19 protein-coding genes and 1 tRNA gene are annotated in these 21,315 nt (G+C 67.3%); 15 read left to right on the forward strand and 5 right to left on the reverse strand.

Annotated elements, in window-relative coordinates; translation table 11 throughout:
* Positions 1 to 383 precede the first annotated feature (383 nt).
* Positions 384 to 1,406: a hypothetical protein gene (locus tag BN6_RS46050; RefSeq protein ID WP_148303047.1), complete on the reverse strand. Its 1,023-nt coding sequence runs from the start codon at positions 1,404 to 1,406 to the stop codon at positions 384 to 386.
* A 449-nt stretch (positions 1,407 to 1,855) separates the two neighbouring features.
* On the opposite strand from BN6_RS46050, the gene BN6_RS42515 reads away from it, so the two are divergent.
* The 3 genes from BN6_RS42515 (at position 1,856) to BN6_RS27700 (ending at position 4,363) form a co-directional block, all read left to right on the forward strand.
* Positions 1,856 to 2,077 (forward strand): hypothetical protein, encoded by a 222-nt coding sequence (locus BN6_RS42515; protein ID WP_051075768.1) that lies wholly within the window; start codon positions 1,856 to 1,858, stop codon positions 2,075 to 2,077.
* Between the two features lie 44 nt (positions 2,078 to 2,121).
* Entirely contained in the window at positions 2,122 to 2,457 is a 336-nt protein-coding gene (locus BN6_RS27695; protein WP_148303048.1) for a hypothetical protein, read from the forward strand.
* 352 nt (positions 2,458 to 2,809) lie between these two features.
* Positions 2,810 to 4,363: a transcriptional regulator gene (locus BN6_RS27700; RefSeq protein WP_148303049.1), complete on the forward strand. Its 1,554-nt coding sequence runs from the start codon at positions 2,810 to 2,812 to the stop codon at positions 4,361 to 4,363.
* Here BN6_RS27700 and BN6_RS27705 read toward each other — a convergent pair.
* The 3 genes from BN6_RS27705 to BN6_RS27715 all read right to left on the reverse strand — a co-directional run bounded on the left by BN6_RS27705 (position 4,352) and on the right by BN6_RS27715 (position 6,801).
* Positions 4,352 to 4,702 (reverse strand): hypothetical protein, encoded by a 351-nt coding sequence (locus BN6_RS27705; protein ID WP_041314284.1) that lies wholly within the window; start codon positions 4,700 to 4,702, stop codon positions 4,352 to 4,354. The genes BN6_RS27700 and BN6_RS27705 overlap by 12 nt on opposite strands.
* Positions 4,699 to 6,267, reverse strand: coding sequence for a hypothetical protein (locus BN6_RS27710; protein ID WP_015103127.1), 1,569 nt, complete (start codon positions 6,265 to 6,267; stop codon positions 4,699 to 4,701). The genes BN6_RS27705 and BN6_RS27710 overlap by 4 nt, the downstream gene beginning before the upstream one ends.
* A gap of 150 nt (positions 6,268 to 6,417) precedes the next feature.
* Entirely contained in the window at positions 6,418 to 6,801 is a 384-nt protein-coding gene (locus tag BN6_RS27715) for a hypothetical protein (RefSeq protein ID WP_041314286.1), read from the reverse strand.
* 348 nt (positions 6,802 to 7,149) lie between these two features.
* Here BN6_RS27715 and BN6_RS27720 point away from each other — a divergent pair, with 348 nt between their 5' ends.
* The 5 genes from BN6_RS27720 (at position 7,150) to BN6_RS44305 (ending at position 12,405) form a co-directional block, all read left to right on the forward strand.
* On the forward strand, positions 7,150 to 7,479 hold the full coding sequence (locus BN6_RS27720; protein ID WP_015103129.1) for a WhiB family transcriptional regulator: 330 nt from the start codon (positions 7,150 to 7,152) through the stop codon (positions 7,477 to 7,479).
* A complete protein-coding gene (locus BN6_RS27725) occupies positions 7,476 to 7,808 on the forward strand; it encodes a hypothetical protein (protein ID WP_015103130.1) in 333 nt (110 codons plus the stop codon). The genes BN6_RS27720 and BN6_RS27725 overlap by 4 nt, the downstream gene beginning before the upstream one ends.
* Positions 7,805 to 8,422: a hypothetical protein gene (locus tag BN6_RS27730; protein ID WP_015103131.1), complete on the forward strand. Its 618-nt coding sequence runs from the start codon at positions 7,805 to 7,807 to the stop codon at positions 8,420 to 8,422. Before BN6_RS27725 ends, BN6_RS27730 begins: the two co-directional genes overlap by 4 nt.
* Before the next feature lie 11 nt (positions 8,423 to 8,433).
* Positions 8,434 to 10,509, forward strand: a complete 2,076-nt coding sequence (locus BN6_RS27735; protein WP_015103132.1) for an FtsK/SpoIIIE domain-containing protein — start codon at positions 8,434 to 8,436, stop codon at positions 10,507 to 10,509.
* A gap of 138 nt (positions 10,510 to 10,647) precedes the next feature.
* Positions 10,648 to 12,405, forward strand: coding sequence for a recombinase family protein (locus BN6_RS44305; protein ID WP_015103133.1), 1,758 nt, complete (start codon positions 10,648 to 10,650; stop codon positions 12,403 to 12,405).
* Here the strand turns inward: BN6_RS44305 and BN6_RS27740 are convergent.
* A tRNA-Leu gene (locus BN6_RS27740) sits at positions 12,387 to 12,469 on the reverse strand. The genes BN6_RS44305 and BN6_RS27740 overlap by 19 nt on opposite strands.
* 1,359 nt (positions 12,470 to 13,828) lie before the next feature.
* Here BN6_RS27740 and BN6_RS42520 point away from each other — a divergent pair.
* The 7 genes from BN6_RS42520 (at position 13,829) to BN6_RS27785 (ending at position 21,272) form a co-directional block, all read left to right on the forward strand.
* Positions 13,829 to 15,154 (forward strand): serine/threonine protein kinase, encoded by a 1,326-nt coding sequence (locus BN6_RS42520; RefSeq protein ID WP_015103136.1) that lies wholly within the window; start codon positions 13,829 to 13,831, stop codon positions 15,152 to 15,154.
* Between the two features lie 176 nt (positions 15,155 to 15,330).
* Positions 15,331 to 16,176, forward strand: a complete 846-nt coding sequence (locus BN6_RS27760; protein WP_015103137.1) for an STAS domain-containing protein — start codon at positions 15,331 to 15,333, stop codon at positions 16,174 to 16,176.
* Positions 16,176 to 16,541, forward strand: coding sequence for an STAS domain-containing protein (locus BN6_RS27765; protein ID WP_015103138.1), 366 nt, complete (start codon positions 16,176 to 16,178; stop codon positions 16,539 to 16,541). The genes BN6_RS27760 and BN6_RS27765 overlap by 1 nt, the downstream gene beginning before the upstream one ends.
* Positions 16,538 to 16,951, forward strand: a complete 414-nt coding sequence (locus BN6_RS27770) for an ATP-binding protein (RefSeq protein ID WP_015103139.1) — start codon at positions 16,538 to 16,540, stop codon at positions 16,949 to 16,951. The genes BN6_RS27765 and BN6_RS27770 overlap by 4 nt, the downstream gene beginning before the upstream one ends.
* Positions 16,952 to 17,020: 69 nt before the next feature.
* Entirely contained in the window at positions 17,021 to 18,037 is a 1,017-nt protein-coding gene (locus tag BN6_RS27775; protein ID WP_231904765.1) for an ATP-binding SpoIIE family protein phosphatase, read from the forward strand.
* Positions 18,034 to 19,752, forward strand: a complete 1,719-nt coding sequence (locus BN6_RS27780; RefSeq protein WP_015103141.1) for a sensor histidine kinase — start codon at positions 18,034 to 18,036, stop codon at positions 19,750 to 19,752. Before BN6_RS27775 ends, BN6_RS27780 begins: the two co-directional genes overlap by 4 nt.
* Complete coding sequence (locus BN6_RS27785; RefSeq protein WP_015103142.1) at positions 19,749 to 21,272, forward strand: fused response regulator/phosphatase; 1,524 nt, start codon at positions 19,749 to 19,751, stop codon at positions 21,270 to 21,272. The genes BN6_RS27780 and BN6_RS27785 overlap by 4 nt, the downstream gene beginning before the upstream one ends.
* Positions 21,273 to 21,315 lie beyond the last annotated feature (43 nt).

The raw sequence follows: 21,315 nt of genomic DNA on the forward strand, positions 1-21,315 counted from the left end.
ACGCCGGAAACACCGCCTGGATTTCCAGAACGGTTCCGACGGGCAGTGGTGCCCGGTAGAAGACCGGAGATGACCTTGTCAGTCACGGCCACCACCGCCTGGAGCGGTAGAAACCGTGCCGACCACTTGAACACCCGACCGATAGTTGCGATCGAGTACCTGAACTGGTGTTACGGGACGGGGATCCAACACACGATCTTGTGTCCGAGGCCGGACTTGTGCACTATTCACACAAGTCGAACTCGCTACTTAGGAAAAATTCCTCACCCAATTTCGCCCAAGTCGATAAATTACGAAAAGCAATGCCATTGTCGATTGACACCGCTTTACTGTACTCCAGTGGTCCACGTCTGCCGCCGGGCCGCTTAAGCCCTCCAGTTCGACTACTGAATTGGGGACCGTTCCACCTGGAGATGATGAACAAGAAGTTCCCTGCAAGCCTTCCTCATCTGCCGGAGCAGCATGTGCCTAAAATCGTCATGCTCGGGCGGTGGACTAAAGAATCCGCCGTGATAACGATCACCGATGGCCGCTTCCCCACCATGCATTTGACCTGAATGTGCCGTCTTTGACCTGTACGTGTACGATTTCCATAGCTTTTTCACTTGACTACCCGAGTAAATCAACTTCAGCGCATCCCTGAAACGCTTCCCTGAATCTTTGACTGCATCACACTTTTCGCAACAGTCGCACACTTCCGCTTTCTGCAGCTTGGGCCCGAGACCTTCGATCGTTGCCACATAGGCCACGAGCGCATACGAGGGGGAAGCCGATTCGAGGCGCAGTGCGTGATGATGAGAATGGACGGCAGTCGCAAGGACTTCAGACTCTCTCATGCGCGACAAACCATCACCAAACCAATCCGGAATTGAAACCGTCTCAGAGTCAAAGTTCGTTTCATCCGCCATCGAATCGTCTTCCCTCACCCTTGCGGCCGGCAAGCCACGCAATTTTGAATCAGTGTTCAAGGGGGCTTGACGAACGTCCCACCTCGCATCAAAAGCGATAGAGAGTAGGGCACAGATAGCATTTATATCTTGAGCGGCTGACCGAGATGCCGAGTTCCAGTCGAAACCTTTCGCAGTTCCTCGAACATGCACCGGAAATGAATGGACCAGTCCGCGACTGGTTAGATCCGGAGAATGAATAAAATCAGTCTCGATATCCACGAAGCAAGTTGTGGCAGGTTCAATGGTGATGCCATCAATGGAGATTCCAGCAGATAGAACTTGAGCTTTAACGGCCGAATGCTCGACCTGGCCAATCACAGCAAGCCAGATATGATCACTTTGCTCGACTTGCAAAGAATCCATAGCGGACAAAATGGCGGTTCGCCAGAGTTCAATCTGAGGCTCCGAAATATCTTTGACAGCAACCTCAACAAAGAACTCGAAACCCTCCTTCACCGGCACTATCATAAGCGAGGACGTCAGAACTTCGGAGTCAATACGGCACTTCACATAGCGGTAGTCCTCGAAAGATTCCAACGACTCCACGCTACAGCGACTTCCAGTTGATTCAACATTCCGCAGCAAATAAGCTTGAATTCCATTCAACAACCTGTCCCCCTCGACTTGCAAGTCGACAACGATAGGTTGAGCGAATAGGTGGATAGTCACCACATCGGAGCTTGACGACGTCATTGAACGATTGTATACCTTCCCCACTTCCATCGACAGCTCGCTCGATATACCGCCACAGAGAAGCACCCTTTCCATATGGTCCGGCTCATGCCGCGACACCCAAGGTGATTAGACTCGGTGTCACCACAAGTCGCTCCATGTCGTGCAACTGTCATCCCGAAGGAGCGAAAATTCCACCATGGTCGACCACGGCACCATTCACTCCGAGCGAGGTGGCGGTGAAGATGTGGAGCGCTTTGAGCGTCGACGTGGGCGGGATCGTGTTGTTCCTGGTCTGGTTGGTGTTGCCTCCGCTCTACGTCATCGCCCTTGGTCGGCGGTATGTGCGGCAGTGCGTGGAGAGCGCTGCGGCGGCGGTGTGGGCGCAGCAGGAAGTTCTCGCTGTGCTTGAGGGGCCGTCGTCTGTTGGTCGGCATCGTCTGGAAGGAACGTGATCGGCATGGCGGCTGTGACGACTTTGGCGGGGTCCGAGGATGGCGTGACTGAGGAGGAGGCTGCGGAGGCGCGGCGGGGTTCGGGAGATCTGGGCTCTGAGCCGTACGACCCGGAGATGGTGGCCATGGTGATGGCGTCGGCTCCCAGCTTGTTCGCCGTGGTGGAGTACGAGGTGGCGCACCCGGAGATCGCTCGGGTGATGGGGTTCGGGGTCTCTGCTGACGAGTGGGTGCACGTGGTGTCGGTGGACGGGAAGGCGTGCGGCACGTTCGGGACGACGGAGGAAGCGCTCAAGCCCTACAGCAAGTCGGACGAGGTGGCGGCGCGGGTGGTGTGGGTGTCGCCGGCGATGGCGCTTCAGAAGATGCTCATGGGGTAGGGCCTGCCTCCCCTCGGGAGTGAGTGGGACGGGACGGCTGTGGGTGGCACATCTTCGGATGTGCCGCCTGCGGCCGTTTTCTGGCTGTTGGGACGGGGTTGCGGAAAGGTGTCCCGGCGTCCCGTAGCGATGTTTCAGCTGGTCAGAGCTGTAGTTCGGGGTGTCCCGTGGTGGTGGGCGACGGGACGGGTGGGACGGCCGTTGGGACGGCTGGTTGATCTCTGCGGGTGGGGCTTGGAATCAACCGCGCGCTGGCATGTCAGACTAAAATCAAGACGCTGTCAGCGCTTGATCAGCTCTGATCATCGGTCGGACGTGATGGGAGGGCGTAGCCATGCGGACGCCTCGCACGGTGCTTGAGGAGAAGATTCGCGAGCGGCGGATGACGTTGGAGGAGTTCGCCGAGTACGCGGAGACGTTCGCGCGTGAGCGTGGTGAGCCCGGCACGTTGGGGCTGCGGCACCTTCAGCGCCTGGCCGCTGGGCGGAAGCCTTCCGGGGAGCCGTTGGGGCCTGTTCGGGCGGTCACGGCTCGGTTGTTGGAGAGCATCTTTCAGGTCAGCATTGAGGAGCTGCTGGCCATGCCTGCGCCGGATGACGGTCTCGTTCGGATTGCGACTGCTGAACCGCCTGTGCGCGCTGACGTCGAGTTCGCTGCGGCGCTTGACTGGTTGGACGATCGGGCTGGGTGGCCTGCGGGCACGAGTCGTACCAAGGTCCGGTCTGGACTGTCCGGGTTGCAGCCTGGGGCCTTGCTTGATCGGCGGGCGGTGCGGACCAAGGTTGGGCGTCGGCAACTCGTGCGGGCGCTGGCTCACTACTACCGCGGTGAGGTGGACGGGTACGGCATGTACCGCGCGGGGTTCGGCGGTCAGGACGTTGCCACCACCATGTTCGGGGTGTCGGAGTGGTGGACTGCTGTTCGGCCGTTGGCGGATGGCGGTGAGCGGCTGAAGTTGTTGCAGGAGAACGGGAACACGCTGCCTATGCTGGATGGAGCGATGGCGGGTGCCGCGGCTTCGAAGCTTGCGGAGTCGGCTGCGCTTGGGGTTCGGGTGGCGAACCTGCCGCTGTATCGGCTGTTGGGGATTGAGCAGGGCAACCCGCTTGCAGGCACGGTCGGGCTGGTGCCGTTCGTTGAGTATGCGTTGACGGCCGATCTGTTGGAGAGCGAGCTTGTTGACGCCGTGAGCCAGCGGCGGGGCGGGTTGCCGTTGCGAGATGAGTACCTGCCGGACCTGGGGGCTGTGCTCGACTTGCCGGCGCGAACGTGTGCGGGCGGGGTGCTGGCGTTGTGTGCCATCGCGCGGCCCCGGGACCGGTTCCGGGGTGAGCCGGACTATGCGTTGCTGGTGCAGGAGCGGTCTGGGCACGTGCTCAACGCGGCCGGGCGGCTTGCTGTCATCCCCAAGGGGTTTCACCAGCCGCTCAACGACCTTCGTGGGGACGTGGCGGTCAGCGCGACGCTGCTCCGTGAGCTGGAAGAGGAGTTGTTCGGGCGCGCGGAGTTGGATTCAACGACCGGCGAGACTCGCGCGGCCTCGCCTATGCATCCGGGGCGGTGGTCGGAGCCGATGCGGTGGCTTGCTGCGGCCCCGGGGCGGATGCGGTTGGAGTGCACTGGGTTCGGGTTCAACCTCGTGAGTGGCAACTATGAATATGCCAGCCTGATTGTCATCGAGGATGAGGATTTTTGGCCGCGGTTCGGCGGGCAGGTGGAAGCGAACTGGGAAGCGGCCGGGTTGCAGCTCTATTCGAGCCTTGATGGTGAATTGATCGGGGACCTGGTAGCGCGGGAGTCTTGGAGCAACGAAGGGCTGTTTGCGTTGCTCCAAGGACTTCGGCGGCTTCGGGAGATCGGCGGCGGGCGGGTTGATCTGCCTGCCGTTGAACTATCAGGTCTGTGATGGCCAGCGGACCGTGAGAACGGTGGAGTCGGCTACGGCTTCCCATGAGTGGTCGATACCTGGCCCCCACATGATGTAGTCGCCTGGGCGGGTCATGGTGGAGTTGCCTTCGGTGGTCTCCACGCGGAAGTGGCCGGTTACCAGGAAGACGAGGGTTGTGCGCTGGTCGTCGGACGTCCAGTCGGTCCGCTTGTCGCCTGCGGGGTGGTTCGCCCACTTGACTTCTACGTCCTTCTGGGAACGGACGCCTTGGGATGGGTCGATGAAGTGGCCTACCAGCCATCCGCGGGTGACTTCGCCGTCTTCGTTGGCGTTTCCGGCTTGCCAGTTGGCGGTCACTTTAGCTCCCATTCGATCGCGGGCAGGTTGACGCGGGTTCCGCCTAGTTCGCGTAGGCGTCGGAGACCTTGCAGGAGCGCGAACAGTCCTTCGTTGCTCCACGCTATATCGTTGGCTAGTTCTTCCAACTGTTCGTGGTCAAGGCTGGAATACTGGCGCAGCCTTGCGGACTCCCAGTTGGCTTGGACTTGACCGCCGTAGCGGGTCCAGAATTCTTCGTCTTCGATGACGATCAGGCTGGCGAATTCGTAGTTTCCGCTCACCAGGTTGAGGCCGAAGGCTGTGCATTCCATGCGCAGGCGGCCGGGTTCGGCGGTGAGCCAGCGCATCGGGTCGGACATGCGGCTGGGGTGCATGGGGTCCGCGTGGCGCTGCTCCCCCACCGTGTGGTCTATGTCTTCGCGGCCGAACAGTTCTTCTTCCATCTCGCGACGGAGGGTCGCGCCGACTTGGGCGTCTGCTCGGTAGTCCGTGAGTGGCTGGTGGAAGCCCTTGGGGATGACGGCCAGGCGACGGGCGGCGTTGATGACGTGGCCTGAGCGTTCCTGGACCAGGAGGAGGTAGTCCGGGCCGCCGCGGAACGGGTCGGCTGGGCGCGCGATGGCCGTGAGGGCGAGGGTGCCGCCGGCGCACATGCGGTCGGAGACGTCGAGTGCTGCGGAGAGGTTCGGGAGGTAGGCGTCTCGGAGTGGGAGGGCGCCGGGGGTGGTTGGGTTGTTGGTGGTGAGGGCGTCGACCAGCTCGCCTTCGAGCAGGTCCATCGTCACCACGTACCCCACGAAGCTCGTCACGCCTACGGAACCGGTGATCGCGCTCTTGCGCGCGTCCACGTCGAGCAGCCGGAACAGCGGCAGGTTGACCATGCGGTTTCCCAGCGCCAGCGCTTCGGCCAACCGCTGGGCTGCGCGCCCGGCGGTCTCTTCGTCCATCGCTAGATCATCGTCCGGGGTTACGCCGGAGAGCTTGAGTCGGTCGTGAGCTGGGAGGAGTGGGCAGGCTAGGTCTAGCCAGTCGGGGTGAGTTAGGACCGTGGTGGTGGCCTGGGTGTCGCCGAGCGTGGCTGTGTAGCGGCCGTGGCTGGTTGTTGGCGTGCCGTAGTAGGTGGTGAGCGCGCGGGCCGTGTCGCGTTGGTTGACGCGGCTGCGGCGGACGCCTCGGTCTTGGAGTGCGCGGACGTCGAGGCGTACGAGGCGTTCGGCGACGTGGCGGCGGGCCGTGCCTGGCTCCCAGCCGGCGTGATCGTCCAACCAGTCGAGAGCGGCGACGATCGTCGGGTCCGCGCTCAGGCGCACTTCGGCGTCTTCGGCTGCGCCATCGGGGAGGTCGAGGGCGGGTTCTTCGGCGAGTGCGGTGAACCTGGCCTTGACGGCTGCGGGTGCCTGGTCGAGGGCCGTGTCTAGGAGCTGTTGCATCTCCGTCTTCGGGCGCAGGTCCGGCTTCTGGTGCCAGGACGCGACCGTGCGGACGCCGATGCCGAGGTGTTCCGCGAATGCCTCGTGAGTCAGTCGGAGTGCGAGTTGGAGCGCCGACGCGGTTCGGCCGGTCCAGCCGTCGTTCAAGCTCATCTCGTCGCCACTCCCCCGAGCGCGATGTGTGGAGAACCTGCACTGGTTGTGCATGGGACCTGCATCGGTGATGCATGGGGTCCGGCGGGTAATCGCAGTGGAATTAACCCCATGGAAAACACCTCATCCCACCAGCGAGAACCCACCGGGCTACCGGCGTTCTCGGACATGTTCGAGGACCGTCGCCAGGTCCGATTTGAGGCCGTCGAGGCGTTCGGTGATCTCCGCCAAGCGCTGTTCGACACTGTCCAATCGGGACCAGAGGGTGTCGGTCGGGTTGGCGATCGGTTCGCCCGCCTCGGGTGGCCTTCGGTTGTGCAGCAGGGCATCGAGGTGTTGCGGGTGCCAGCCGAGGGTGGTCGACAGGGACTCAAGGGTGCGCGGGCTGCGGCGGCGTTCGACGGTGTGGTGTTGCACCTCGCGGACGATCGCTTGGGAGACATGCGAGCGCTCCGCAAGCTCCCGTTGACGCCATCCCAGTTCGTTGACTCGCTGGTTGATGGCCTTGGCGACTGCCGCCCAGTCCTCCGACACGTATTCCTCCGCGCTCCGCCTCGGCGCTGAGATTAGCCAACTTCGGCTGTTGCGTCGTGCGTACACGCAACGCCTGATCAAACGCGCATTGTCGAGCGCTGAAATCAGCATTTACTAGCTGAAATCGTCAGCTTCGCTTACTTGAAGGGCCTTTCTCATGCGGACTTCTCTGTCTTCTTCCGGCTACACCGTTCAGCGTGCCGCTTGGCTGCTCGGGGTGAAGCCGTCCGTTGTCCACCGGGCCATCCGGGTCGGGGCGCTGCCGGTGGTGTGGCGTCACGGGCGGTGTGTGGTTCCGGCTGGTGTGGTGGTTCGGCTGCTCGGTGAGTCCTGCGGTGGGGGCACGCCGTGAACCTGATCTGGATCGCTTGGGAGCTTGATCGGCTGCGGTGGGTGCCCACTGGGGTGCTTGCTGACGTGGTCTCGCGGGATGGCTTGTGCATCGGGGCGTTCACGGACGTGCCGCCGTGGGGCGATGAGGAGATGACCGATCGGGAGTTGGCCGCGCGGATGTGTGCGGGGTGCCCGGTGCGGGATGAGTGCTTGGAACTGGAGTTGCGGACGGCCGGTGCGGACACCGTGGGGGTGTGGGGTGCGATGGCCGCTGAGGATCGGCGGGAGTTGTACGCGCACTGGCTCCGGCGTGGTGAACGTGCCGAGAGGGGGCCGTGTTCATGAACGGTCTTGTTCTCACGCCTGTCGAGGTCGTGGCGGGGCTGGGCGTGGTCCTGGTGCTGTTGGTGGTGTGGCGGGCTGGTGCTCGGCGAGCCAAGGCGACGGCTCGGGCTGCTCGGGGCGGGGTTCGGCTGGTGTCGTTGGCCGGGCGGGTGGTGGTCAACGCGGCGTTGATCGTGATTGTTCAGTGGGTGGTCGTGACCCATCGTGGGGATGGGTGGCTGCTGGTGGCTGTGCTGGTGGTGCCGGCGTTGTTCGCGTCGTACACGTTGACGCGGGCGTTGATGGTGACCACGTATGAACCGGGTCGTCGGCGGGGTGAGCGGCGATGAGTGAGCCGGTTGCGCGGGTGGCGGTTCAGGTGGACCGGCTGTGTTGGACCGGGATCTTGCTGGGGTTGGCGTTCACGATGACCAACGTTCAGCAGTTCGCGGCGGCCGGGGCTGCGGTGTGGTCGTTGGCTTGGTGTGCGGCTTGGCTGCTGGACCCGATGGTGTCGTTGGTGCTGCTGGCCATCCTGCGGGCTGAGCAGGTGACGGCTCGGCACGGCGTGCGCATGGGTGGATGGGTACGCGGTGCCAAGTGGTTCACGCTTGCGGCTACGTATGTCATGAACACGTGGGGTGCGTTCATGGACGGCTCGGCTGCGCTGGTGGTGCTGCACTCGGTGCCGCCGCTGGTGGTGTTCGTTGCGGCTGAGGCTGTGACGGAGTTGCGGGACAAGCTTGGCGTGGCGGTCGTGAACGCCTCGCCGGGTGGTGCTGCGGAGCCGTCCGGGCCTCCCACTCCGCGTACGTCCTTTGCGGAGTACTTGGAGGTTGCTCGGGCTGCTCGCACGGCGGATGTGGTGGTGACGCCGGCGTGGGTTCGTCAGGTCACGGGGTGTTCGCGCGGGTTGTCCTCTCGGCTTGCGGTGACGCTTGGTGAGGACGGGGGCCGGTCGTGAACGGGGACCTGGTGCCGGTCGAGCCCGTCTATGACGGCGAGTTGGTTGCTGAGCGGGGTGAGGTTGTTCCGAGGGTGAGCCGTGGGTGGCGGCGGTCGCGGGTGGTCCCTTCTGGGTTGAGGTCGCGGGACGGGCTGCGGCGGGTTGTGAACGATGCGCTTGCCTGGTTGGTGCGGTTGCCTGGGCGGTTTCTCCGGTCGGTGGGTCGCGGTTTGGTGGTTGCCGTTCGCGCTTGGCGGCGGTGGGTGCGGGTGCGGGACTACCGGGAGGCTGCGGAGCAGTCGGCGAAGTTGGCGGACAAGTTCGTTGAGATTCGGGCGTTGACTCTGTTCCGGTGGAAGGTGACCGGGGTCGTTCTGGGTGCGGCTTCGGTGGCGGTTGCTGTTGGGCACCTGGTCTACGGCGGGGTGGCGTTGTGGGTCGCTGGTGGGGTTGTGTCGGTCGCGTTGGCGATCACCGGGCGTCGGAAGGACGGGGCACCGGGGCGCAAGGCTGTGTTGGGTGGGCCTCGGACGCTGACGTGGACGATGGACGCTCAGGTGTTGGTGGATGCCTTCCGGGACGCGAAGTTGATCGGCAAGGACGAGTCCTTGCGGCTGGTCGAGCGGGCCGCGCGGGTCGGTGATGGGTGGGCGGTCACGGTTGACCTGCCAGCTACGCGCAAAGCCGTTGATGTGATCAAGAACCGGGATGCTCTTGCTTCGGCGTTGGCTGTGGATGAGGTGCAGCTCATCGTTGAGCGGGTGCGTGGTCGTGGAGGTCATGCCGGGCGGGTGTTCTTCTGGGTGGCGGATGAGGACCCGTACGCGGGGCCGCCGGTGCGGACGCCGTTGATTGAGGTGGAACGGTGGGACGCTTGGCGGGCGGTGCCGTTCGGGCGTGATGCTCGGGGGCGGCGGGTTGATCTGCCGCTGGTGTGGACGTCGTTGCTTGTGGGGGCGATCCCCAGGCAGGGCAAGACGTTTGCTGCTCGGCTTGCTGCCTCGGGGCTGGTGCTGGACCCGTATGCGCGGCTGTACGTGTTCGACGGCAAGGGCGGTAAGGACTGGGACGCCGTTGAACAGCTTGCGTACCGGTATGTATGTGGGGATGAGCTGGCTCAGGCGTACGCGGTGCGGGATCACCTGGTGGAATTGGTTGCGGAGGTTCAGTCCCGGTATGCGCGCATGGCCACTTTGGACGATGAGGTGTGTCCGGAGTCGAAGATCACTTCGGCCATGTCGCGGGATGTTGGGCTGGGGATGCCGATCACGGCGGTGATCATCGATGAGGTGCAGGTCTTCCTGGAGAACCCCGTTCAGGAAGAGGTTGGCGGGAAGAAGACCACGCTGGGCGCGTACATCGCGGACTTGTTGACCTACCTGGTGCGTAAGGGACCGGCGGCTGGGGTGGTGGTCGTTCTGGCCACCCAGCGGCCGGACTCGAACACGATTCCGTCGCGGTTGCGGGCGGTGCTGGGGTCGCGGTTCGCGTTGCGGGTGATGGACTGGCGGGACTCGAACATCGTGCTGGGCGAGCAGATGAACACCCGTGGGTACGACGCGTCTACGTTGCTGCCCAGTCACAAGGGCGTGGGAATCCTGCGGCCGGACGGAGACACGGACGCCGGGGCGGACCTGGTCGCCATGACCGTGCGGACGTACTACATGCCGAACGCGGACTGGCGGGTGATCTGCGAGCGTGGACGGGCGTTGCGGGAGGCTGCCGGGACGCTTGGCGGTCACGCGGTTGGGGATGACGCTGCTCGGCCGGTCGATGCGTCGGCCGTGGTGGGTGTGATCGGAGGTGGGGCGGCTGACATGTGGGTGGACGACGTGCCCGAACTGTTGGCTGCGGTGGTGAACTACCTCGGGGATGAGCTGGACGCGCGGGGGTTCGTGCCCACCGCTGAGCTTGTCGAGGCGTTGGAGGTCGACGCGGGCACGTTCGGTCGGGAGATGAGCGAGCTTGGCTGTCCACCCGTGAGGCAGTACGTCCCGCACGGTGACGGGGTGCGCAGGGTGCGCGGCTACCTCACTGCGGACATCCGCACGGCCGCTGGCCTGGCTGATGATGAAATCGGCTCCGATGAGCCTGGGGCGACATGAGCGCAGGTGAGGACGTCACGGTGAACCTGCCGGACGGGTTGCCGCCGCTTGAGCCCGTGACCAGCCGTGCTCTGCTTGCCATACTGGTCGAGCTGAGCACAGTGGAGGTCTTGGACGGACCTCGGGGAGGTGGAGACCGTGACTGCTGAAATCAGTCGGGACCCGTGGGCGACGTTGGATGAGCTGCTGGGAATCGAGGTAGCCGACACGGTCGAGGACGGCATCGGGACGATGGCGGGCTACGGCCGGTGCTCGACTGAGGACAACCAAGATCCTCAGACGTCGCGCGGGTGGCAATTCGGGAACGCCCGGAAGTTCGTGGAGCCGTTCGGCGGGGTGGTCACGGAGGAGTTCTTCGACATCGGTCAGTCGCGGTCTGTGCCGTGGGACCGGCGGGATGCGGCGTCGGAGTTGTTGGCGGCGTTGAAGAATCCGTATCGTGGGTGGAACGCCGTGGTGGTGGGCGAGGGTACGCGGTGTTGGTTCGGCAATCAGTTCTCGCTGATCGCGCCTCGGTTCGAGGCGTACGGCGTCGATCTGTGGGTGCCGGAGTTGGGCGGCAAGTACGACCCGCGCAACCCCTCGCACAAAATGCTGATGAGCGTGCTCGGCGGCATGAGCGAGTCCGAGCGTCAGCACGTCCAAGCGCGGGTACGGGCGGCTATGGATGCGCAGGTGCTCAACGAAGGGCGGCACCAGGGTGGCCGTGCGCCCTACGGCTACGAGACGGTTGACGGTGGGCCGCACCCGAACCCGCGTAAGTCGGTGGAGGGGTACCGGTTGCGGGTGTTGGCGGTTGACGAACAGTCGGCTTGGGTGGTGCGCCGGATCTTCGCCGAGTACCTGAGCGGACGTGGTGACCGGGCGATTGCCACCGGGTTGAACCGGGACCGGATTCCCTGTCCTTCGGCGCGGCGGCCGGACCAGAATCCGCACCGGTCCGGTGACGGTTGGCAAGGCAGCACTGTCCGCGCGATTCTCGACAACCCCCGGTACACGGGGTACGCGTTCTTCGGGCGGTGGATGCGGCAGGAGATGTTGTTGGACCCGGACGATGTTGCGGCGGGGAATGTGATCCGGTTCCGGCGTGCGAGTGCGGATCGCGTGGTGCGGTCGCGCAGGCCGGCGCATCCGGAGATCGTCAGTGTCGAGGTGTTCACGCAAGCCCAGTTGTTGCGCAAGTCCAAGTACGCCGGCGGGCTCCGGACCGCGCGGAAGACGGAGCGCGCTGAGCGGCCTACCAAGCAGGCGTACCTGTTCCGGGGTCGGCTGCGGTGCACGGTCTGCGAACGGAAGATGGAAGCCAGCCCACGGGCGCGCGGGATGTACTACCGGTGCCCCGCAAGGACTTTGCCGAACGGGTCGCCGGCGTTGGGCATCCACCCGCCGACGATCTACCTCCGTGAGGACGTTCTGGTGGACGCGGTGAACAAGTGGCTCGGCGAACTGTTCGCGCCGAAGAACGTCGACCGGACCGTGTGCGCGTTGGTCGACTCACAGGGGACCGTGACCCCCACGAACCACGATTCAGCGCGGAAGCGACTGGCGAAGGCAGAGAAGGAGTTGGCCCGATTCCAAGCCGCCATCATAGCCGGTATCGACCCAATGGCGCTGGTAGAGCCCATGAACGAAGCCCAAGCGGTGAGGGCTGCTGCCAAGGCTGAACTGGAGGGCACTCCCCCGCCGGACACCCTCACAGCGGCCGAAGTGCACGCCATGATCGACTCACTCGGCGACGTCGGAGCGGCGCTGAGGGAAGCGAAGACCGAGAGCCTGTTGCGGGTCTACCAGGGGCTTGACCTGCAAGTTCTCTACAAAGACAAAGCCCACGTGGCTGATGTGATGATCAAGCCAGTGGGCTATGTGAATAGTGCTCGTGTCCGAGGGGGGACTTGAACCCCCACCCCCTTTCGGGGACTAGCACCTCAAGCTAGCGCGTCTGCCATTCCGCCACCCGGACTCGGCTCTCGCCGTGGTGTGGTCATAGGTTACATGATCGTCTTTCATGGTCCAAATCGGGGTGGTTGTTGGCGAGGGGGGTCGGGTTTGGGCTGTTCAGGTGGGTTCCGGCGGCGAGTGGTGGAGCGTTGGCGGACGGGTCGCCCGAGAGGATCATGCGCTGGGCGCGGTCGGGGTTGGGGAGGGCGGTGAGGTGTGCGTCGGCTGTAGCAGAAAGGGCGACGTGGGTGGGGAAGCGGGCCTCGGACAGCTTGGCGTGTCTGCTGATCTTGAGCAGCTGCCTGGGTCCTGGAACCAGATCGACACCTCCGCGCTGTGCTACTGGCGGCTCTTGAGCAGGTGAATGAGTTCGTCGGGGTGATCCCGTCGGGCGCGCGGCGGCGCTGACCGCCACGAGGTCGTGGATCCGGGTATCTGGACCGTCTCTCGGCTCTACCAAACTCCCGGGGCAGCTGCACACCGATCCTGTAATCGGACGCTCACCGCTGGTGAACCTCCCTGCGACGACATCATCTCGTGGGCGGTGTATGCAACAAGAGGACGAGAGACTGCGGCGGGGTTTCATGCCTGCGGGCATTCGCGTCATATCACTTGTTCCGGTACATCGCCGGCCGAGGCATCGTGTATTGCCGTCCGGAATGCTGATTGCGTCTGCGGGATTCGGTGCGACGGGTCGACGGGTCGACGACGCATAATGCGGCTGTTGGGTGGCGTTGTACCCGGATGGGTGGGTGATGACACTCGAAACGGTGAGTGGGGTTTCGAGGGCGGGGTGGGTGTCGGGAAGGTGGGAGGAGGTTGGTCGGGAGGTGGGGTTGTGCAGGTCAGGGCGTGGGTTGTGGTTGGGCTGGGTGTTGGTGGGGGGCGGGCAGGTCGGTGAGCGGGGTACCACTGTTGAGGTGGTCAGCAGGCGGACGTTGATGTCTGCGCCTGCGGCGCCGTCGGTCGGGAATGGGTTTGTCAGTGGGGGGATGTTGATGGACGTGGGTGGGGCGCGGGTTGGTGAGGGATATTCGCACTGTGGGGTTGTGGCGGTTTCGGTGGCGGTGCCGCCTGAGGTGACGGCGCACTGCACGTCCGCTTTTCGGTTGCGGGACGGGGAGTTGCACTTTTCCGGGGTTCGGGTTTATCCGTCGATCGCGGGTGGGTTCTCGGACACCGTGGTGGCGGTGACCGGTGGGACCGGGGTTTACGCGGGGGCTCGGGGCGAGGGGACGGTTTCGCGGGCTGGTGGGGGTGAGGTCGGGTACCGGTTCGTGTTCGTGTTGAGCGGGTGAGGGGTGGGGTCCGGGGGTTTGTCGGTCGCCCGGCTGGGGCAACCGGGTGACAAGCCGCCGAGAACCGAGGGGATGTGTGAACGGTGTCACGGTCGCTGGACGCGGAGTTGCTGGCAGGTCGGTATCGGCTTCTCGAACCGATCGGCGACGGCGGCCTGGTCAGAACCCACCACGGCTGGGACGCGCTGCTGCGGCGCGACGTGACGGTCAAGGTGTTCGCGCCCACCGCCGACCCCGAGGCCGGGCGGGTGTTCGACCGCGAGGTCGGGGCGTTGGCCCGGTTGTCGCACCCCGGGCTGCTCTCGGTCTACGACACCGATGTGCACCGGGGGGCGCGGTTCGTCGTGCTCCGGCACGTCGAGGGGCGGACCCTGCGGGAACTGGTCGACGGCCAGCCGCTGGAGGTTGGGCGGGTGTGCCGGATCGGGGAAGAACTCGCCGACGCGCTGGACCACGTGCACTCGCACGGTCTGGTGCACGGGGAGGTGCGCGCCTCGCACGTCCTGGTGGACGACGAGGGCAGCGCCTGCCTGAGCGATTTCGGTTTGGAGCACCCGATTCGGGCCGTGTCGCGGGAGAACACAGAGGACTGCGCACGGCCCGAGGCGAAGGGCGACGCGGGAGGCGCGACGGCACTGCGGGCCGCCGTGGGCGCCACTGACGTCCACGACCTCGGCCTGGTGTTGTTGGAGTGCTTGACAGGGCGGGTTGTCGAGGACGGGCAGCAGTCGGCCGAGGTTCCGGTGAACCTGCCGGACAAGCTCAAGGACTTGTTGTCGCGGATGACCTCGCCCGTCGCGGATGAACGGCCGCCTGCGCGGGCCTGCGCCTACGTCCTGGGCGCTGTGGCTCCGGATGTCGAGGTGCCGGAGCCCGAAGTCCAGACCGCGGTGGTCGCCGGGCCGACCGAAGTCGTTGCGGTTTCGGGAAATCTGGACGTCTCGGACAAGGGCACGCCGGAGCGGCCCGCGTCGAAGACGTCGTGGAAGGTGCTCGCCGCCTCGGCGGGCGTGCTGGTCGGTGCGCTGGCCATCACGGCGGCCACGACGTCCGTGCTGAGCCCGGCGCCGTCGACGCCCGAGGGGACGTCCACCTCCACCGACGCCCCGCAGGTCCCCGGTGCCACGCCCCAGGACGAGGCACGGCCGCAGCTCGTCGGGTCCACCCGTTCCTCCGAGGCGGCACGGCCCACCTCCCCGGCTGCAACGGCCGCCAAGCAGGACGCCCAGCAGGACGCCCAGCCCGCCACGCAGCCTGCCCCCGGTCCGGGCACCGAACCCGTACCGACGACCACCCCGACCACCACCACCGTCGCTCCCACCACGACCTCGGTCGCTCCGACCTCCGAGACGTCCGAGAGCAGCCCCGCGCCGACCACCTCGGTCCCGCCCGACGAGGTGGGCGACTGAGGGCTCGACCCCGCCCACGACCACTGTTGGTGGGCCCTCCGGCACGTCCCGTGACAGCCCGGCGAGCTTTCTCACAAGAGGGGTGAACGGGCCTGTCAAGGGGCATCCGCCTGTTCCTGGCACGGTCGATCCAACGGCTACTGTCACGCACAACAGCGGTGCTGAGGAGGATTCGGGTGGTTGCGGAAGACGAGCGTCGGCTTGCCGTCGTGGTGCGCGAGCAGAAGGACCTGATCGTGGAGAGGTGGGTCCGGGCCGCGGCGGAGTCGTTGCGCGGCCGGATCACGGCCGCCGAGCTCGACCGGGAGTTCCGGGAGCTGTACACCGCGCTGCTGCCGCTGGTGGGTGACAACGGGCGGGACATCGCCGGTGAGAGATACGTCGAGATCCGGTCCGTGCTCGCGGAGATGTCCCGGAACCGGGCCCGCAGCGGCTACACGCCCTCGGAGACCGCGTCGAGCATCTTCGCGCTCAAGCGCGTGGTGTTCGAGCTGACCGAGAACGACGAGGACCCCGCCCTGTTCCGCCAGCTGATGGACTTCTCCTCGCTGCTGGACGCGCTGGGCCTGATCACGTTCGAGACGTTCTCCCGCGCCCGCGAGGAGATCATCACCGAGCAGTCGGCCCAGCTGCTGGAGCTGACCACCCCCGTGGTGAAGCTGTGGGAGGGCGTGCTCGCCGTCCCGCTGGTCGGCACGCTCGACTCGGCGCGCACCCAGGTCGTGATGGAGAAGCTGCTGGAGGCCCTGGTCGAGACCGGCGCCGAGCACGCCATCATCGACATCACCGGCGTGCTGGCGGTGGACACCCAGGTCGCGCAGCACCTGCTCAAGACCGCGTTCGCGGCCCGCCTGATGGGCGCGGAGTGCACCATCTCCGGCATCCGGCCGCAGATCGCCCAGACGATCGTGGCGCTGGGCATCGAGTTCGGCGACATCACCACCAAGGCGTCGCTGGCCGACGCCCTGCGCCACGCGCTGCGCCGCGAAGGCGTCGAGATCGTCACCGGCGGGGAACGCTGATGGAACGCGTCCCCATCCTGGAGATCGGCGGCGTGCTCCTGGTGTCCATCCAGATCGACCTCCAGGACCAGACCGTGCTGGCCCTCCAGGAGGACCTGGCCGACCGCATCTCGGCCTCCGGCGCGCACGGCGTGGTGATCGACATCTCCGGCGTGGAGATCGTCGACTCGTTCATCGGCCGGATGTTCGCCACGATCGCGTCGCTGTCCCGGCTGTTCGACGCGACGACCGTGGTGGTCGGGATGCGCCCCGCGGTGGCGATCACGCTCGTCGAGCTCGGGCTCACCCTGGGCGACGTGCGCACCGCGCTGAACCTCGAACGCGGCCTGAAGATCCTCGGCGACCTGCGCCGAGGCTCCCGGTGACGGCCTCGGCCGGGGAGAGCGAACAGCTGCCCATCACCGGTGACGACGACGTGGTGCGGGTGCGGCAGCTCGTGCGCGTCTTCGCCCAGCGGGTGAAGCTGTCACTGGTGAACCAGACGAAGCTGGTGACGGCGGCCAGCGAGCTGGCCCGCAACACCCTGGTCTACGGGGGCGGTGGGATGGCGCGGGTCGAGATCGTGACCGACGGCCGGCGGGAGGGGGTGCGGGCGGTGTTCCACGACGACGGGCCCGGCATCCCCGACCTCGGGCTGGCCCTGGCCGACGGCTGGAGCAGCGGCAGCGGCCTCGGGCTCGGGTTGAGCGGGTCGCGCCGGCTGGTCGACCAGTTCGACCTGGACACCGAGGTCGGCCGGGGCACGACGGTGACCGTCGTGAAGTGGAAGGCGTGACGTGACGGGCCTGCCGCAAGTGGCTCTGGATCCAACAGGTTCGACTCCGATGGGTCTGCCGTGGACGGGGTGACCACCTGCGTCCCGGACGCCGAGGACGTGGCCTGGGTCCGGGTGGAGGAGAGCGCGCACGTCGGGCGGGCCCGGCGGGTGACCACCACCCTGGCCGAACGGCTGGCGTTCGGCGACTCGCGGGTCGCCGAGATCGGGCTGGCGGTCACCGAGATCGGCACCAACCTGCTCAAGCACACCGACGGCGGCCACCTGCTGGTGCGCGCGCTGCGGGCGGATGACCGGGCCGCCGTCGAGGTGGTCGCCGTGGACCGCGGTCCCGGCATCGCCGACATGGGCCGCGCGATGCTCGACGGCGAGTCGACCACCGGCACGCTCGGCATCGGGCTGGGCGTCGTGGCGCGCAGCGCCGACCACTTCGACGTCTCCACCCACCGGGAGCGCGGCACCGTCCTGACCGCCCGGTTCCACCGGCGTGAGCGCGGGATTCCCGACTACGCCGCCGATCCGGCCGCCGCGGGCGTGACCCGGCCGATCGCCGACGAGGAGGTGTGCGGCGACGCCTACGCCGTGCGCCGCGTCGGCGGGCGGCTGTGGGTGATGATGTGCGACGGTTCCGGGCACGGTCCGCTCGCCGCGTCGGCGTCCCGGGAGGCCGTCCGGCTGTTCCGCGCGGACGAGCCGACCGCGCCGGAGGCCGTGGTGGCGAAGCTGCACGCCGGGTTGCGCGGCACCCGGGGCGGAGCGGTCGCGGTGGCCGTGCTCGACCCGGACCGGGGCGTGATCCGGTTCGCGGGCCTGGGCAACATCGCCGGGGCGGTGCTGGCCGACGGGCGCAAGCGCGCCATGGTGTCGGTGCCGGGCATCGCCGGCTACCAGGCGCGGACGTTCCAGGCGTTCGACCACGACCTGCCGCCCGGCGCGCTGGTCGTGCTGCACTCCGACGGTCTCACCGAGCGCTGGACCGCCGACGACGTCGCCGGGGTCACCACTCCCCTGCTGCTGGCCGCCACGCTCGTGCGGGACGCGGGCGTGCGCAAGGACGACGCGAGCGCGCTCGTGGTGGCGACGTGACCCCCGAGGACCTGCTGCGGTTCACCGTCGCCCGCGAGGCCGACGTGTTCCTGCTGCGCCAGTGCGGGCGCGAGGTGGCGGCGACGGTCGGGCTGGACCCGCAGGACCAGATCCGGGTGGCGACCGCGCTCAGCGACGTCGGCCGGGAGCTGATCGCGAGCAGGCCCTCGACCCGGCTGGTGTTCCGGCTGCGGTCCGAACCGGAACCGACGCTGGTGATCGCGATCGGCACGGTGGACGTGGCCGGTCCGGGCTGGGACACCGCGCGCCGGCTGCTGGACGGGTTCGACGTCGCCGGCGACCACGTCGACCTGGTGAAGTCGTTGCCGCTCGGGCACTCCCGGCCCACCGCGGCGCAGGCCGCCCACCTGCGCGACATGCTCTCGCTGCCCGCCGCGGACGTGCTGGAGCAGTTGCGGGCGCAGAACCGCGACCTGTTGGAGACCCTGGAGTCGTTGGAGGTCAAGCGCCGGGACCTGGTGCGGCTCAACGACGAGCTGGAGGAGACCAACCAGGGCGTGGTGGCGCTGCACAAGGAGCTGTCCGAGGAGCTGGAGCAGACCAACCTCGGCGTCGTCGCCTTCTACACGGAGCTGGAGGAGAAGTCGAACCAGCTCCGCGACGCCGCCGCGGCCCGCACCCGGTTCTGGTCCAACATCAGCCACGAGCTGCGCTCGCCGGTGAACTCCATCATCGGCCTGACCCGCCTGCTGGTCGCGCCCGGCGGCGACCCGCTCACCGACGAGCAGCGCCGCCAGATCGACCTGGTCAACGACGCCGGCTCCACGCTGCTGGCGCTGGTCAACGAGCTGCTCGACACCGCCAAGGCCGAGTCGGGCAGCCTGCGCCCCAAGTTCGCGCCGGTCGACGTGCCGCTGGTGCTCGCCCAGCTCCAGGGCACCTCCCGGCCGATGACCCGCAGCGCCGACGTGCGACTGGTCTTCGACCCGGCGCCGCCGCTGTCGCTGATCTCCGACGAGGTCATGCTGCAACGCGTCCTGCGCAACCTGCTGTCCAACGCGCTGAAGTTCACCGAGCGCGGCACGGTCCGGTTGAGCGTGCGGACCGACGAGCAGGACGAGGCGGTCCACTTCACCGTCGCCGACACCGGCATCGGCATCCCGCCGGAGGAGCAGACCCGGATCTTCGAGGAGTTCTACCAGGTGCCCGGCCGGCTCCAGGTCGGCGTGGCGGGTACCGGGCTCGGCCTGCCCTACGCGCGCCGGCTGGCCCGGCTGCTCGGCGGCGACATCGTGCTGCGCAGCACCGCCGGCGAGGGCACCGAGATGACGCTGTGGCTGCCCCGCTCCGAGACCGACGTCCTCAACACCGACACGGCGCTGGTCGTGGAGGCCGACGACGCGGTGCGGGCGCGGGTGGTGATCTCGCTGGACGGCGTGGCGCACACCGTCGAGCAGGTCAAGGACGGGCGCGAGGCGCTGGAGCGGGTCCGCGTGCGGCGGCCGGACGTGGTCGTGCTGGCCGCCGACGTGCCGCGGGTGAGCGGCCCGGAGATCCTGTCGTTCCTGCGGTCCGACGACGAGCTGCGGGCGGTGCCCGTGGTCGTGGTGGCGGGCGGGGCCGACCCGGACCTGGAACGCCTGGTGACCGGCCTGTCCGCGGTACTGCTCAACACGGCGGTGATCGCGCCGTCGACACTGCGCCGGGCGCTGCGCGACGCCGTCCGCCTGGTCCGCCCGGAGGGCGCCTCGTGACACCGGACAGCGCACACGTCCTGGTCGTGGACGACATCGAGGCCAGCCGCTACGTGCGGGCGAGCTGGCTGCGCCGCGGCGGGCACCGGGTGACCGAGGCGGTGACCGGCGGGCAGGCCCTGGACCTGTTGGCGGCGCAGGGGTTCGACATCGTCGTGCTCGACGTCGACCTGCCCGACATGAGCGGGTTCGACGTGGCCGAGCGGATCAAGGGCGACCCGCGCACCGCCGCGATCCCGGTCGTGCACGTGTCGGCCGCGTTCCGCGAGGCCGAGGACCGGATCACCGGCCTGAACCGGGGCGCGGACGCGTACCTGACCGAACCGGTCGACGCCGGCGAGCTGATGGCGACGGTGGAAGCCGCGCTGCGCTACTACCGCGCCCGCGCGCTGGCCGAACGCCTCGCCGACCGGCTCGCCAAACTCACCTCGGCGACCCTGGCGATCAACGCCGCCACCGATTTCGACGCGCTCGTCGCGGAGGCCGCGCGGGCCGCCGCGACCGTCCTGGCGAGCCCGGCCGCCGCCGTCGTCCCCGGTGACGGCGGCCGGTGGATCGCCCGCACCGTCGGCGACGGCGAGGTGCTCGTGGCCCGCGCGCCGGACTTCGACGACCTGCCCACGGGCGCGTCGACGGTGGCGGACCCGCCGTGGGACCCGGGCGTGCCGGCCGCGGTGGTCGTGGCGCGCAGCACGCCCAAGCGCCCGGCGGTGCTGCTCGCCGTGCCGCCGTCGGCCGTGACCACCGACGAGGACCGCAACCTGCTGGTGCAGCTCGCGCAGGCGACCGTGCTGGCCGCCGAAGCGCTGCGGGCGTACGCCGAGGAGCACCAGCTCGCGCTGATTTTGCAACGCAGCCTGCTGCCCCGCGAGCTGCCGACCGTGCCGGCGCTGCCGATGGCCGCGCGGTACGTGCCGGCGTCCGCGCACGCCGAGATCGGCGGCGACTTCTACGAGGTGACCCGCCAGGGCGACCGGTTCCTGATCGCGATCGGCGACGTCTGCGGGCACTCGATCGGCGCGGCGATCATCATGGGCGAGGTCCGGCACGCGTTGCGCGCGTACGCCGTCGAGGAGGAGGACCCGGCCGAGATCCTGCGCAAGCTGGACGCGATGCTGTCGCGCTACCACCCGGTCAAGGGCCTGACCACCATGTGCCTGATGCTGGTGGACCCGGTCGACGGCTCGGCGGTCGTGGCCAACGCAGGCCACATCCCGCCGCTGGTCGCGCACGAGACCGGCGCGGACTACCTGGACGTGCGGGGCCCCATCCTCGGCATCGGCCTGCCCCGCCCGCCGGCCACCCACGTCCGGATCCCGCCGGGCGCGCTGGTCCTGCTGACCACCGACGGCCTGGTCGAGCACTCCGGCGCGGACCTGGACGAGGGCATGGACCTGCTGCGCGACGCCGTCCGGCCGGACGCCGACATGGAAGCGCTGTGCGACGACCTGGTGGCCCGGTTCGGCGCGAACAAGAAGGACGACATCGCCCTGTTCGCCTTCCGCCGCCCGCGCGCCTGACCGTCCGGCTTTCCGGTTCCGGGCTTCCGGGCTTCCGGAGGGG

The organism is Saccharothrix espanaensis DSM 44229 (assembly GCF_000328705.1).
In the GTDB taxonomy this organism is placed as follows: domain Bacteria; phylum Actinomycetota; class Actinomycetes; order Mycobacteriales; family Pseudonocardiaceae; genus Actinosynnema; species Actinosynnema espanaense.

What these genes read in the sequence shown, in the direction of transcription:
- BN6_RS27710 (WP_015103127.1), bottom strand. Translation starts at nt 6,267, where the DNA reads ATGAGCTTGAACGACGGCTGGACCGGCCGAACCGCGTCGGCGCTCCAA.
- BN6_RS27725 (WP_015103130.1), top strand. Translation starts at nt 7,476, where the DNA reads ATGAACGGTCTTGTTCTCACGCCTGTCGAGGTCGTGGCGGGGCTGGGC.
- BN6_RS27730 (WP_015103131.1), top strand. Translation starts at nt 7,805, where the DNA reads ATGAGTGAGCCGGTTGCGCGGGTGGCGGTTCAGGTGGACCGGCTGTGT.
- BN6_RS27765 (WP_015103138.1), top strand. Translation starts at nt 16,176, where the DNA reads ATGGAACGCGTCCCCATCCTGGAGATCGGCGGCGTGCTCCTGGTGTCC.